11 protein-coding genes are annotated in these 14173 nt (G+C 52.8%); 9 read left to right on the forward strand and 2 right to left on the reverse strand.

The window, feature by feature from the left end; all coding sequences use genetic code 11:
- The first annotated feature begins 5 nt into the window (after positions 1–5).
- Positions 6–1817 (forward strand): heavy metal translocating P-type ATPase, encoded by a 1812-nt coding sequence (locus DNK57_RS01810; protein WP_192961346.1) that lies wholly within the window; start codon positions 6–8, stop codon positions 1815–1817.
- 70 nt (positions 1818–1887) lie between these two features.
- Here the strand turns inward: DNK57_RS01810 and DNK57_RS01815 are convergent, their stop codons facing one another.
- Positions 1888–3189: a pseudomurein-binding repeat-containing protein gene (locus DNK57_RS01815; RefSeq protein WP_192961347.1), complete on the reverse strand. Its 1302-nt coding sequence runs from the start codon at positions 3187–3189 to the stop codon at positions 1888–1890.
- A gap of 647 nt (positions 3190–3836) precedes the next feature.
- Here DNK57_RS01815 and DNK57_RS01820 point away from each other — a divergent pair.
- The 7 genes from DNK57_RS01820 to pyrG all read left to right on the forward strand — a co-directional run bounded on the left by DNK57_RS01820 (position 3837) and on the right by pyrG (position 10515).
- Positions 3837–4229, forward strand: coding sequence for a pyridoxamine 5'-phosphate oxidase family protein (locus DNK57_RS01820; RefSeq protein WP_192961348.1), 393 nt, complete (start codon positions 3837–3839; stop codon positions 4227–4229).
- Positions 4213–5673, forward strand: a complete 1461-nt coding sequence (gene asnB, locus DNK57_RS01825) for an asparagine synthase (glutamine-hydrolyzing) (protein ID WP_320056839.1) — start codon at positions 4213–4215, stop codon at positions 5671–5673. Before DNK57_RS01820 ends, asnB begins: the two co-directional genes overlap by 17 nt.
- Positions 5674–5880: 207 nt before the next feature.
- Positions 5881–6096, forward strand: coding sequence for an Asp-tRNA(Asn) amidotransferase subunit GatC (gene gatC / locus DNK57_RS01830; protein WP_192961349.1), 216 nt, complete (start codon positions 5881–5883; stop codon positions 6094–6096).
- A 9-nt stretch (positions 6097–6105) separates the two neighbouring features.
- Positions 6106–6585 carry an ACT domain-containing protein gene (locus DNK57_RS01835; protein WP_192961350.1) on the forward strand — a complete coding sequence of 160 codons (480 nt, stop codon included), beginning with the start codon at positions 6106–6108 and terminating at the stop codon, positions 6583–6585.
- Between the two features lie 9 nt (positions 6586–6594).
- Positions 6595–7608 (forward strand): homoserine dehydrogenase, encoded by a 1014-nt coding sequence (locus DNK57_RS01840; protein WP_226890955.1) that lies wholly within the window; start codon positions 6595–6597, stop codon positions 7606–7608.
- A gap of 54 nt (positions 7609–7662) precedes the next feature.
- Positions 7663–8862 (forward strand): cofactor-independent phosphoglycerate mutase, encoded by a 1200-nt coding sequence (locus DNK57_RS01845; RefSeq protein WP_192961352.1) that lies wholly within the window; start codon positions 7663–7665, stop codon positions 8860–8862.
- Between the two features lie 51 nt (positions 8863–8913).
- Positions 8914–10515: a glutamine hydrolyzing CTP synthase gene (gene pyrG / locus DNK57_RS01850; protein WP_320056840.1), complete on the forward strand. Its 1602-nt coding sequence runs from the start codon at positions 8914–8916 to the stop codon at positions 10513–10515.
- An 84-nt stretch (positions 10516–10599) separates the two neighbouring features.
- Here pyrG and DNK57_RS01855 read toward each other — a convergent pair whose 3' ends face one another.
- Positions 10600–12684, reverse strand: coding sequence for an STT3 domain-containing protein (locus tag DNK57_RS01855; protein ID WP_192961353.1), 2085 nt, complete (start codon positions 12682–12684; stop codon positions 10600–10602).
- Between the two features lie 249 nt (positions 12685–12933).
- On the opposite strand from DNK57_RS01855, the gene DNK57_RS01860 reads away from it, so the two are divergent.
- Entirely contained in the window at positions 12934–14082 is a 1149-nt protein-coding gene (locus DNK57_RS01860; protein ID WP_226890956.1) for an A24 family peptidase C-terminal domain-containing protein, read from the forward strand.
- Positions 14083–14173: the final 91 nt, after the last annotated feature.

Below are 14173 nucleotides of genomic sequence, written 5' to 3' on the forward strand. Positions count from 1 at the left end.
ATTTTATGGGATGTGAATGCAGCTCATCTTCATCAGATGGTAATGAAACACTGATTATGGCAGCATCCATAGCACTCCTTGCAGCAGGGATACTCCTTGAAATCCAGGGGAGCATGATATCAATTCTCTTCCTTTTTGCCGCGATTGTAGCCGCAGGATACAGGATATTCCCGGCTGCAGTCAGGTCAGTACTCAGGGGACACTTCACGGTGCACGTGGTCATACTCATCGCAGTAATCGGGGCCATTGCCCTGGGTGACTACACTGAAGCAGCCCTGGTAACAGTCCTGTATCAGATTGCAGAGTACCTCGAGGAGTACGCCCACAGAAGATCACATAGATCCGTGGAGTCCCTCATAAAACTCAGGCCCAGAACCGCGAGGGTCCTTAATGGAGGCGAGAGGATCATGGGGGTGGAGGAGGTTGAGGAGGGAAGCACCATAGGTGTAAAGCCAGGGGAGACGATACCCCTCGATGGAAACGTCACCAGGGGAACCTCACAGGTTGACCAGTCCACCATAACAGGCGAATCCCTCCCGGTTACCGTTGGTGAGGGCGATGAGGTATTTGCAGGTACACAGAACCTTGACGGGTACCTTGAGGTCAGGGTTACAAGGACCGCGGGGGCAACCGTCCTTGAAGGGGTTATTGAAACCGTCAGAAGAGCCTCCCTCAGGAGATCCAGGAGGGAGAGGTTCATTGAACGCTTCGCCTCAATCTACACACCCACGGTAACCGGTCTTGCAGCCCTCACAGCAATCATACCGGTACTGGCGGGAGGCGACCCGATCACCTGGATATACAGGGCCCTGGTTCTCCTGGTTATCTCATGCCCCTGCGCCCTCCTCATATCAACACCGGTCGCAATGGTCTCAGGGATGACCGCCGCAGCACGCAGGGGAATCCTTGTCAAGGGTTCAGAATTCCTTGAGAAGATGGCCTCGGCAGGATGCATCATATTCGATAAAACAGGGACCCTCACCGAGGGAAAACCTGAGGTGATCGCTGTCGAGCCAGAGGAGAGGAGGGATGAGATACTCAGGATAGCAGCGTCCCTTGAGATGAAATCAGGGCACCCCATTGCAGAGGCCATAGTGGAATCCTACGGTGGCAGGACCCTTGATGTGACAGACTTCAGGTCAATACCAGGGAGGGGGGTGTCAGGTTACATAGATGGAGTGAGGTACACCCTGGGAAGTCCTGAACTTGCAGGTGGAGAGGCCACTGGAGGTACAGAGGTCCACCTCGCAGGACCCGACGGTATTATCGGCATAATAAGACTAAGGGACAGTATCAGGGGGTCCGCAGGGAGGATCACAGAAAGGCTCAGGGAGCGGGGTATCGGGACCATGATGCTCACAGGTGACAGTGAGGACACTGCAGCAGCAGTTGCAGCGGAGATTGGCGCTGACGAATACCGTGGGGGCCTGCTCCCGGAGGATAAGATGAGGATAATACGTGGACTGAACTCCCGGGGGATCACAGTGATGGTGGGGGATGGTGTTAACGACGCTCCGGCACTGGCAGCGGCGGATGTTGGTATAGCAATGGGTGTCAGGGGATCTGATGTGGCCCTTGAAACCGCAGATATAACCCTGGTGGAGGACGACCTTGAGAGGATAGACGAACTCATTGACATCAGCAGGAGAACCATGGATATCATCAGGGTTAACACAGGGTTAACCGTTGCAGTGAAGCTTTCCCTGGCTGTTCTCTCTGTCATTGGCCTTGTACCCCTCTGGGTTGCCGTTGCAGTTGGTGATATGGGCCTTTCACTCTTTGTCATAACAGGCAGTCTTCTTATTGCAAGGGTCTAGCATCCTCTCAGGCAGAACCCTAACTTAAATTTTGAGTCTCAAAAAATAAAAGGGTGGTGCTGGACCACCATTAAAAGGGAAGGCTGGCGTATATTCCCCTGATATTTGCTGTTGCAGTGTTCCAGCTGTTCACAGCACCGAGGCTGTTTTTTGAGCTGGTGGCATCTGCAGCGTACCATGTGTCACCCACCAGCACCTGCGCCCATACATGGCCGTAGGTGTTACCTGAGGTGAAGGTGCAGGTCCCATGCACGTACCTGGCTGCTATACCTGAAGCCCTGAAGAGGGCGACCAGGAGGTGCGAGTGATCCACACAGTTACCTGTCCTGTATCTGAGTGTACCCACTGCTCCATACCTTGTGTTGTAGTAGAAGCTGTAGCTTATCCTGTCACGCACCCAGTTGAATATCGCTGTCGCCTTATCCCATGCACCGGTTAATCCTGCTGTCAGGTTTGCTGCCAGTGATTTAATTGCCTGATCATTAACCTGACAGTTCGCGGTTGCAGCAAGGTACCGGGAGGTGCTCTCACCGGTGTAGGGATCGTTCTCTGCCCTGTTCCTGAGTGATGCAGGGGGTGCTGTTGATGTGCTGATTTTCTTCACTGTGACGTAGTTTGGGAGTCTGCCACTGCTGCCCTGGAAGGTGAGGATACTTGCAACCGCGTAGACAAGGTTGTCATAGGATATCTTTCCTATGGCCGAACTCACGTAATTGGGTGCTCTCCTGTTGCTGTCTATGAATTTAAGTACACTGGATGCCACTTTGAGATAAGCTGACTTTGATAGTTTTCCTGTGGCTGAACCTGAGGGGTTCGGTGCGTTGCCAACTGTGCGCAGCGTCAGTGAGATCCTGGACCCTGCAAGCTTCAGAAGGTCCTTCAGCATGAGGTCAAGGAACCTGGCAGTATCCAGTTTCTGACCTCCCACCGAAACAGTCGCCGGCAGTTTACCGTGGGTTTCAATGTACTTCACCAGGTCCGCTGCAGCTTCCCTGATGGTCACAGAAGTTATGCCTGCACTGTCACCTGCAGCCCTCACTGTGCCGGTGGAGTTCTCCAGGTTCACAGTCACTGAACCGGGTGAACTGCTGCTGCCATTAACATTCAGCGGACCTCCCGATTCTGTGACCGTGGTTTCATCTGCATCTGGAGTACAGGGGGATTCATTCTTCCCAGGATCACCGGCTGTGCTCTGCTCCCCTGTATCTAAAGATCCTGTTTCACTTTCATTCATGAGTTCACATTGACTGTGCTCTGAACACTGTTCCTCCACGGTGTATCCAGCCACGGATGCTGTGTTATCAGCTGCCACTGCATAACCTGCTGTATTCATGAGGAGCATGCATGCAAGGAGCATGCACACATATCTCATGCCAACCGAAATTTTACCGCCTCCAATCCACAGTGCCCGGTAGGGTCACTGTGACATTAAAAACTTGAATCTCAAATCATATATAAATATTGCGGTTTATCAGCTGAAAAAAAGACATATATGAGCTTTTTAAATCAAAATAGGCCACCAAAGAGCTTTTTATTTTTGAGATAAATGAATATGCTTTCTCAATGCCCATCATGGACTAATAGGCAACCTAAAATCTCATATCCAATCTCTGGGCACATATAAAATTTTTAATGCCAATCTGATTTCAACTGGATCTCATTTTAAATATAAAAGCCTCTTTCAGGGGATTTAAGGATGGATTAGTGTGGGGCCACATCAGCACACAGTTACATGGATAATTCAGAGTACCCATTAAGGGATCAGAGCCCCATGAACCCAGATTTAAGGGTTCTTAGAAGACTTTCAGATCTTCAGAATCCAGAGGAGCCTCATCACAAAATCAATGGTTGAAAGCCAGTTTTCGATAAGATTCCATGCTCCCGCCCTTTACCACTGGCAACAGAGATCTGTGGGTTAAATCATCTGTATTCTCTCACTTTCCATCCATGGGTTCATCCATGAATATTTCGGGTTAAATTTATTACCCCTTCCCGGTAATAGATAAATGGTGATATGATATGATGACACCCGAGATGATGGATGCAATTGAAAAGGACCTGGTTTTTGTTGCAACCGCAGATGAGGAAGGAACCCCCAACGTTGTTCCAATAGGCTTCGCAAGGCCCCTGGATGAGAAGACAATCCTCATCGCAGATAATTACATGAAAAAAACCATAAGGAACCTCCACGAAAACCCCAGGATAGCACTGATACCAGAGAATGCAAGAGAATGCCCCTACCAGTTCAAAGGAACAGTAGAAATATTTAAATCCGGAAAATACTTTGACATGGTCGTTGAGTGGGCACAGAACGTCATGACAGAACTTGAACCAAAATCAGCCATACTCATGACCGTCGAGGAGATATATTCAGTGAAACCAGGACCGGAGGCCGGTGAAAGGGTGGCTTGAGCTCACAGAAGTGACCGTGATGTGCGCCATAGCAGGGTTCAGGGGTTATGACGCCCCGGTGAAGGTACAGGAGATGTTAGGCGTCCTCAAACACCGGGGCCCCGACGCCACCGGGGTCTACCATGACAGCCAGATAAGGGTGAGGACAGCGAAGGGGGAGTGCATAGGGGATGCGCCGCCATCAGATGATATTGCAGTGGGCCACAACCTCCTCTCAATCGTGGGGGGCCCCCAGCCAGTATCAGGAGAGGGCGTCCTGGTATTCAACGGTGAGATATACAATCAGGAGGAACTGGACTGGACTGGCAGCGACTCTGAACTCATCCTGGACCTCATAGAGGGCCACGGAGGGGACCTGGAGGATGCGCTGCGCTTCACGGTTAACCAGATAGACGGGGACTACGCCTTCGCCTACACAGACGGCGAGAACCTTGCAGTCGTCAGGGACCCTGTTGGTGTCAAACCCCTCTACCATTCAGGGGAGGCCTTCGCATCCGAAAGGAAGGCCCTCTGGAGGCTGGGTCTGAGGGACGTGGAGACCCTTCCACCGGGCCATGCCCTGATAAACGGTGAAAGGGTGAAGCTGAGGGGACTCCCCAGGGAGGAACCCTCGGATGCAGAACCAGCGGAGCTGAGGGATGACCTCAAATCATCCCTGAAGGAATCAGTGGAGAGGAGAGTTAGAGGTCTGGATGGGGCTGCCCTGGTATTCTCGGGTGGCGTTGACAGCACACTCCTGGCGGTCCTCCTTGATGAACACATCGATGTGAGGCTCTACACCGTGGGGCTCCCGGGTTCCAGCGACCCTAAATTCGCATCCAGGGCTGCAGAGGACCTTGGAATGGAACTTGAGGTCCTGGAGGTTACAGAGGATACCATCAGGGAGGCCCTCCCCCATGTGCTGGGGGCGATAGAGGAGTACAATCTGATGAAGATCGGCGTTGCAATGCCCCTCTACCTGGCATCAAAAGCGGCCTCTGCAGATGGATACAGGGTCATGTTCTCTGGTCAGGGCGCAGACGAACTCTTCGCAGGATACCACAGGTACAGGCACCTCCTGGCCGAGGGGAAACTCGGGGAAGCCCTCCGGCATGACCTTGAAAACATCTACCATGTTAACCTTGAAAGGGATGACGCGGCTACAATGGCAAACTCTGTGGAGCTGAGGGTCCCCTTCCTTGACCTCAGGGTGATAGGGGTGGCCATGAGTATACCGGCACACCTCAAGATACATGGCCCGGAGGATGAACTGAGAAAACGCATACTCAGGGAGGCGGCCCTTGAGATGGGGGTCCCTGAGTACATTGCCATGAGGCCCAAGAAGGCGGCGCAGTACGGCTCAGGGATAGATAAGGTCCTGCGGAGGAAGATCCTCCCCGAATTTGACCATGAGGCCTTCATGAGGAGGCTAATGGAACCATCTGGATCATCCAGCAGCAATTGATTTATATTTAATCAGGTGTCATACAGCATTAATCGGCGGGGTCGCCAGATTTAAGCCGATAATCTGCAGTGGCCGGGACATATCATCTTTTTTCTTTTCCTGCGCTGGTTTAGTATGCGGTTGAGTTTCTGTGGCTAAGCCTTATATCATGGCAGGACCATACACTCTATGTGTTTCACATTTATCCATCAATGAGAGGAGTCTGATATGAAGATAGAGAAAGAGGCTGAGAAGATCCTTGAGGAATTTTCAAGGGCCCTTGAGGAGGTCCCTGAACTCGAGGAGACATACTACATAGTTGATAACCTTAACAGGACCAGGGAGGATGAGGAAGAAAAGACGGATCCCGGGAAGATCCTCAGAAACGCCCCGGTCGATGATGACGGTAACATAGTCGTTGAGAGGGGTGAATGGACCCAGTAGGTGTTGCAGATGCGGTTAAACCTGGTTATTGAACTCAGAGACGCCCCCGGGCAGCTGGTATCGGTACTTGAACCCCTGGGAAGTACAGGTGTGAATATAGTGACGGTTATACATGAGAGGGACCGTGAATACGGTCCAATGGTACCCGTGCAGCTCACGGTGGAGGGTGACAGGGAAACACTTGACGCAGCCATTGGCAGGCTCCGGGAGCAGGGTGTTAACATAATCGAGATGGACGGCGCCCCCCTCAGGGAGAAGTTCACCACAATACTCATAGGTGACATTGGAGAGGGAGACCTCCAGGAGACTGTTGAGGCTGTGAACAGCGTCCAGGGCGCCAGGGTATCTGACCTCTCACTAAGGATGTCAGAGGGCAGATCAGCAGCCAGGATAACCGTTGAAGCAGAGCACGGTAGCAGGGAGGAGGTCCTGAAGAGGATCCAGGAAGCCGCAGTGGATAGGAACCTCCTGCTCGTAGGTGAGGTCTAGGTGATGGTCATGAGGATATGTCTAATTGGCCTGGGAGCTGTTGGTCAGGGATTCCTCAGGGCCGTGCAGATGAAGGAAGGGTATCTGAGGGAGAGGTATGGCCTCGATATAAGGTTCACAGGAGTTGCGGATTCATCTGGAGCCCTCCACGACCCGGATGGCCTTGACATTGAAGGTATACTTGGACACAAGAAGGTGGCGGGGCTGGGGTCACACCCCTCAGGGTATGAGGGGATGACCGGAGAGGAGCTCCTTGATGAGGCTGAATATGACTGCCTGGTGGAGGCGACACCAACAAACATAGAGGACGGTGAACCCGGCAGGACACTTGTACTTAAGGCCATGGGCGACGGTAAGCACGTTGTAACATCAAACAAGGGGCACCTGGCCCTATTCTACTCTGAAATCATGGAGGCGGCTTCTGAGGCGGGTGTTGAGTTCATGTTCGAGGCCTCTGTGGGTGGTGCCATGCCCATAATAAACCTTGCAAGGGACACCCTCTCCTCATGCACCATAGAATCCGTGATAGGTATACTGAACGGCACAACCAACTTCATACTCTCAAGGATGGCCTCTGAGGGATCATCCTACCGGCAGGCCCTAATTGAGGCCCAGGAACTTGGTATTGCGGAGACAAACCCTGCACAGGACGTTGAGGGCACTGATGCAGCCTGCAAGGCTGTAATAATCGCCAATTCAATCCTCAAAAGGCCATGCACCCTCAGGGATGTCAGGGTTGAGGGGATCACCGGGATAACCCAGGGAGCCATTGAACTGGCAGCCCAGGAGGGCTACCTCATAAAACTCATTGCAGAGATTTCAGGGGACAGGCTTGAGGTTGGACCCAGGCTCGTCAGGATTGGGTCACCCTACGCCGTGGATGGGACCCTGAACATGGCGACCCTCAGGACCGACCTTGCAGGTGAGGTGACGGCTGTTGGACGGGGTGCAGGATCCCTTGAGACTGCCTCAGCAATGCTCACTGATACGATAACCATATGGAGGAGGTCCCACGGCCAGTAACTCCTGATGCGGGCTCTCATCAGTCAGGAAATCTAATCCCTTTTAGTGATAACCATGAAGTATGTTATTCTTGTTGGAGACGGGATGGCGGATTACCCCCTCGATGAACTGGACGGCAGAACACCCCTGCAGGTGGCAGATAAGCCCAACATGGACCACCTTGCTGGGATTGGTGCATGTGGCCTCCTCAGGACAGTCCCCGAGGGGATGGAGGCTGGTTCCGATGTCGCAAACCTCAGCATAATGGGCTACGACCCCCGCAGGTACTACACAGGGAGGGGCCCCCTTGAGGCTGCAAGTATAGGGGTTGAGCTGGGCGATGAGGATGTGGCATTCAGATGCAACCTCATAAACGCCGATGAAAGGATAGTGGACTTCAATGCCGGGCACATAGAGACTGCCGAGGCAGCTAGGCTCATAGAAGCCCTCAACAATGAACTTGAAACCAGGGGGAGGTTCTATGCAGGTGTGAGCTACAGGAACCTCTTCGTTATAGAGGGGAGGGGCTACACCTCGGTGAGGGTTGAGCCACCCCACGACATCGTCGGGGAGTCTGTGGCCGCACACCTCCCTGCCGGATCAGAGGAGGCAGACCATATAAGGGAGCTGATGCTGGCATCATCAGACGTACTCAGATCCCATGAGGTTAACCTCAAAAGGGAATCCATGGGCAGAAGACCGGCCACCATGATCTGGCTCTGGGGACAGGGTTTGAAGCCATCAATGGAGCCCCTCGGTGAAAGGTACGGTCTGAGGGGTGCCACAATAACCGCTGTGGACCTGATAAAGGGTCTGGGCGTATATGCGGGCCTTGAAAACATCCATGTCCCGGGGGCTACGGGTTACCTGGACACAGATTACAGGGCCAAGGGTAGATACGCTGCAGGGGCCCTTGAGGAATACGACTTCCTCTACGTCCATGTTGAGGCACCGGATGAGGCAGGGCATGCCGGTGATGCTGAGGAGAAGATAAGGGCCATAGAGAATATAGACCGCCTGGTCCTCGGCAGGATACTTGATGCCCTCTCAGACCATGAGCACAGGATAGCCGTCCTCCCGGATCACCCCACACCCGTTGAGATCAGGACACATGTACCCGACCCGGTACCCTGCATCCTTGCAGGTGACGGCGTGGATGTCGATGGGGTGAGATCATACGATGAATTCACCGTCCGGGAGGGATCACTGGGGACATGGGAGGCCCACAGGCTCATTGAAACCATGGTGGATCCGGCGGCCCGGTTAAGGCAATGAGTTTTTAACATCCTACTCACATATATTGACCCATCAAACTAATCTGAGGAGTTGGTTCATCTGGCCAAGTACATCGTTGTAACGGGAGGAGTTGTAAGCTCTATTGGAAAGGGAATAACAGCAGCATCAATAGGCAGGATACTCAGATCATATGGATTATCTGTGACAGCCATAAAGATAGACCCCTACCTTAACTGGGACTCAGGGACCCTCAACCCCTACCAGCACGGTGAGGTATTTGTAACCGATGATGGGATGGAAACAGACCTTGACCTGGGCCACTATGAAAGGTTCCTGGACTCTGATCTTCCTGGTGAGGCCAACATAACAACCGGGAAGGTCTACATGTCCGTCATAGAGAAGGAGAGGTCAGGAGAATACCTGGGCTCATGTGTACAGATAATACCCCACATAACCGATGAGATAAAATCAATGATAAGGAGGATCGCTGATAGAAGCAGAGCCGACGTGGTCCTGGTGGAGGTTGGGGGGACCGTTGGTGACATAGAGGGCCAGCCCTTCCTGGAGGCCCTCAGGCAGCTGAGGAACGAGGAGGGGCATGAGAATGTCATGTTCGTCCATGTGACCTACGTCCCATATCTGAGGGCTGCCGGCGAATTTAAGACCAAGCCGACACAGCACAGTACAAAGGAGCTCAGGAGTACAGGTATAAACCCTGATATGATCATCTGCCGGAGCGAGATGCCCATAGACTCCTCACTCAAAAAGAAGATAGCACACTTCTGTGACGTTGAGGAGGAGGCCGTTGTCAACGCCCCCGATGCATCATCAATCTATGAGGTTCCACTGGTCCTCGACAGTGAGAATGTCGGGGAGTACATAGTGCGCAGGATAGAGCTTGATGTGGATGGCGGGGCAGACCTCAGTGAATGGGCAGGGATAGTTGAGTCCCTCATGGTGGAGGAGCCTGTGGTTACCGTTGGAATAGTCGGCAAGTACGTGGAGCTTGAGGATTCATACATAAGTATAAGGGAGGCCCTCAAACATGCAGCGGCACACCTACGGGTAAGGGTTGATATTGAGTGGATAAGTGCCGATGATGCAGTAAATGAGGAGGACCTTTCTCGTCTTGACTCCATACTCATCCCCGGTGGATTTGGTGAGAGGGGAATTGCAGGAAAACTTGAGGCCGTCAGGTTCGCCCTTGAGAACAGGGTGCCGGTCTTCGGCATATGCCTGGGCATGCAGTGCATGGTCATAGAGTTCGCAAGGATGAAGGGCATGGAGGGGGCCAACAGCACAGAGTTCGACCCGGAAACCCCATACCCCGTCATAGACATGATGGAGGAGCAGAAGAGGATAAAGAACATGGGGGGCACCATGCGCCTCGGCTCCTACCAGTGCAGGATAATGAAGGGTACACTGGCACATGAGGCCTACGGCACCGAACTCGTAAGTGAGAGGCACAGGCACAGGTTCGAACTCAACAACGAGTTCAGGGGGGAACTCGAGGAGAAGGGCCTTATCATATCAGGGACATCCCCGGACAACTTCCTCGTGGAGATGGTTGAGATCGAGGACCACCCATGGTTCCTGGGATGCCAGTTCCACCCAGAGTTCAGGTCAAGGCCAAACAGGGCCCATCCACTCTTTGTATCATTCCTCAGGGCAGCCCTTGAGGGGAGCCGTTAATATCCACTGAACATTTTTTATTGAAATAGTTGCGCGGGAATATTAAAGCCGCCAAAACTTTTTTTTCAGGCACATTGAAGTTCTCTACTTCTCCCTGACCCTCCTTGGCTCCCATACAGTTACATCACCACTCCTCATGACAGCCCTGAAAACACCACCACCGTCACCCAGGAGCACCAGCCTGGTGAACATGGAATCCTCATACCTGCGCTCCAGGACAACGGTGCGGTTCCTGTCATAGAGTACGAATGCCACCAGGTCCCCATCAGGGTCGCCATTCACCCTCCTGATACCACCATCCACGAGGTAAAGGCCCGAAACCTTCAGGCCATTGAAGGTCACCCTCTCCCCATCCCAGAACAGCCCATCACTGCTTCTAAGGGGCCATCCCTGGATTATACCACCTGTGGAGTACACTGGTTCCCTGGTTTTTCCTGTGAAGTTCCAGTTACCATAATAGAATATCCAGTACCCCTTATCGATGAGGCGATCATAGGTTACGAGGACGTAGCCGGAGCTCCTGCTAAGGGTTGAGGCGACTCTGCTGGCAGCACTCCAATCAAGGCCCCTGCCCTTGAGGTAAGCTTCCCTTGAAGGACCATCAACAGCCATTGCGTCTCTCAGCATGACTGCAGAGCCAGCTGGATCCCCAGTGGCGTTCAGTATCTCAAGGTAGGCTTCATCACCTGATGATGCCATCATGGAGAGTATCTCATCTGCCAGATAGGGATCCGTGGTTGCAAGGGCCCTGTCCTGCCAGTACTCCCTGTAGACCCCGGGCACACGGGGGTCAAGGGGGTACCCTGGCCCTCTCCTCGCCAGAGTTTCAATGTAGGCCAGCCTGCCATCGAAGTTCACTGGTCTGTGGGCCATGAATGCAAAGAAGTGTCCGTGGACCCAGTTACAGATCACCACAGTATCAGGGGGGGTCTCATCCCTTATGTAGGCTGCAGCATCAAGCAGGCCGTCATCCACCCTGGGGTGGAGGGCGCTGTACTGACCCAGACAGATAATGAGGGAGGGAAGTACAACCATGATGGCGACGGCAAACTGGAGGCTCCTCCGGAATTCAGGTGCTGGGGAGGAAACCCTCAGATCTGCCAGGAAGAGGGCTGATGTTATGAGTAGAGGTGCGGTGAGTAACTCAGAGAACCTTATACCCCACAGGAGGGACATGGCGCCTGTGATGGTCCAGAGGATGGTGGCAGGGAGGACAATGCTTTCCCTCCAGTCACGGAGGAGGGGCCTGAAACCCGCCAGGCCCGCCAGGAGGAGTCCTGGTCCAAGGGCCATCACCACATCCTCAAAACCTGGCCTCTGTAGCTCTGTTATGGTAACATAGGGGTTAGGGAAGGGATGTGCCGTTGCCATGGGTATCTTCATCAAGCCCAATGGTATGGATGGGATGGCCAGGGGATCCAGGAGCACAATGAGAAGGGTGGATGTGAGGAGGAATATGATGGGCTCCCTTCTATGGTAGATTATTGCGTGGAGTATCACAGCAAGTATCATGAGTGAGTAGATGATCTGCCATCCATTCCAGGCAGTGGAGAATACCGCCATTAGGGCACCTGAGAGTACGGCCATCCTCCAGTCCCCATCCCTGAGGGAGAGGTGGAGTGTTAACAGGACTGCAAGGGGGAGGAGGAGGTTGAACATGTCGGTGTCATAGAAACCAGGGACGGTCCTCATGAAGTAGAAGGGTGCTGCAGTGGCAAGGAGGCCTGCTGTGGTGGCTGATACGTCATCACAGTCAAGGGACCTTGCAACTGCAAAGACAGCGACCCCTGTGAGGGGTGCAATGATGGCTGGAAGCCAGAATGCGGTGTCGGTGAGCCCTGGAAGTAACCAGGTAAATAGCAGGTAAAGGGTGACGGTGAGGTAGGGGAGCAAAGGGGGGTAATCGAGGGGGACCCCGGGAGGGTAATAGGAGTACCTGTCCCACCCACCCTCTGAGAGTTCACCCTCATTTAAGAGGTTGCTGGCGAGCCTGAGGTTGTAGTAGGAGTCCATATCATACATGAGGGGCTGGGAGTGGGCCTCGCTGTATACACCCGCTGCATGCACGGTACCGGCCCTAAGGGCGAAACCTGAAGCGAATATCAGGAGCATCAGTAAAACAGCCTTCCTGTCTGCTCCACCAAACCATTCCCTGATACTGAAGGACAAGATTAATCACATCCCCAACTTTAGACCTTTAATGATAAATCTCTGATCTGGAGTTAATATGCTTATCAGTGCTGCAAAGTTTCAGTGACCATATTCGATGTCCCTTCACTCTGCACAGCTCTGCAGTGTTCAAGTCATGTCGTGCTGCAGGCAGATCAACCACAAAAACTTAAATAGACGGCACGTAGAATTATTAATAAATCATGATTTTCTGTAATATCCATCTCTAAGCTTCAAGGAGTGATATTAATGGTTATAGAGTTAATCTCGGTATTCATAGCACTTCTGGCATGTTTATATGCCTCCTACAGCGATATAAAGAGGGGTATCATACCCAATCGCCTGACCTTTCCTGTTATTGGTCTCGGTCTTCTCCTGAATGGTATCAGGGCCTTCATGGAATCGGATCCCTGGATATTCATCTACACAGCCATCTTCACCGCAGGTATATTTGCACTGGGATACATCCTCTGGAGGATGGGGGCCTGGGCCGGTGGTGATGTGAAGCTCTTCACGGCAGTCACAGCCCTCATACCCTTCCAGCCGTCACTGGTAAGTTACAGCTTCCTTGGAGTGGCCCTCCCTGTAACAGCATCATATCCATTCCCCCTCACGGTCATAATAAACAGTATACTGGCGCTCCTCCCCTTCCTGCTGGTCTACGTGTTCTTCATAATCTACACATCCAGGAGGGATCTCATGGATGAGTTCATGGAGCCACTCCGCCAGTACAGAACCAGCATGGTCCTGGCCCTCGTTATAACATCAGCAGTGACCCTGACATTCATCATAACAGACTTCCTCCCATTCCAGATCATAGTACTGTCCCTGATACTGGTCTACCTCCTCACAATGGTCATCTCACGCCTCCCATCAAGGGTTAAGGCTGTTATGGTGTCGGCGATACTCGTCTACTCACTCTACAGGAACTTTGAGTTAACAGTTAGTGGAGTTGTAATCCTCTGGGTCTCCATAACGGTTATACAGCTCATAAGGAAGCTTCTAACATCCATCACGAGGGAGGCCCTCCAGGATACAGTGAGTGCTGATGAGCTGAAGGAGGGCATGATACTGGCAAGCACCCTCTACAGGAGGGGTGATGAATATTACTTTGATGACACCTCACTCCTGGACAGGTTCAGGACAGTTGCAAGGACCGGCGATGTATCCGCCCTGACCTACAGGGGTGAACCCGTGGTCTCTGCCATGGCAGCTGGCCTGAGGGGTGAGGAGATTGAAACCCTCAGGGAACTGGTGGCACAGGGAAAGATAAGGGATGAGTTCAGGATAAGGCGTGGCATGCCCTTTGCCCCAGCAATCCTCATAGGCCTTATGGTTTCACTCCTCATAGGGGATCTTGCGGTGATACTCTTCAGGTTATTTGACATGATATTCTAGGTGGCTATTGTACTGGGGGGACTCCATGAGGTGTTCACCAAGGTTAACCGGGTACTCCCCGTAAGGAGCCCCACCCGGCTCTTCGCCAAAT

Origin of the sequence: Methanothermobacter thermautotrophicus (assembly GCF_014889545.1) — an archaeon.
GTDB classification, from domain to species: domain Archaea; phylum Methanobacteriota; class Methanobacteria; order Methanobacteriales; family Methanothermobacteraceae; genus Methanothermobacter; species Methanothermobacter thermautotrophicus_A.

Excerpts from the sequence above, each read along its gene's own strand:
- DNK57_RS01835 (WP_192961350.1), top strand. The coding sequence starts at position 6,106 with ATGCGGTTAAACCTGGTTATTGAACTCAGAGACGCCCCCGGGCAGCTG.
- gatC (WP_192961349.1), top strand. The coding sequence starts at position 5,881 with ATGAAGATAGAGAAAGAGGCTGAGAAGATCCTTGAGGAATTTTCAAGG.
- DNK57_RS01820 (WP_192961348.1), top strand. The coding sequence starts at position 3,837 with ATGATGACACCCGAGATGATGGATGCAATTGAAAAGGACCTGGTTTTT.
- DNK57_RS01815 (WP_192961347.1), bottom strand. The coding sequence starts at position 3,189 with ATGAGATATGTGTGCATGCTCCTTGCATGCATGCTCCTCATGAATACA.
- DNK57_RS01840 (WP_226890955.1), top strand. The coding sequence starts at position 6,595 with ATGAGGATATGTCTAATTGGCCTGGGAGCTGTTGGTCAGGGATTCCTC.
- DNK57_RS01860 (WP_226890956.1), top strand. The coding sequence starts at position 12,934 with ATGGTTATAGAGTTAATCTCGGTATTCATAGCACTTCTGGCATGTTTA.
- DNK57_RS01845 (WP_192961352.1), top strand. The coding sequence starts at position 7,663 with ATGAAGTATGTTATTCTTGTTGGAGACGGGATGGCGGATTACCCCCTC.
- DNK57_RS01810 (WP_192961346.1), top strand. The coding sequence starts at position 6 with ATGGGATGTGAATGCAGCTCATCTTCATCAGATGGTAATGAAACACTG.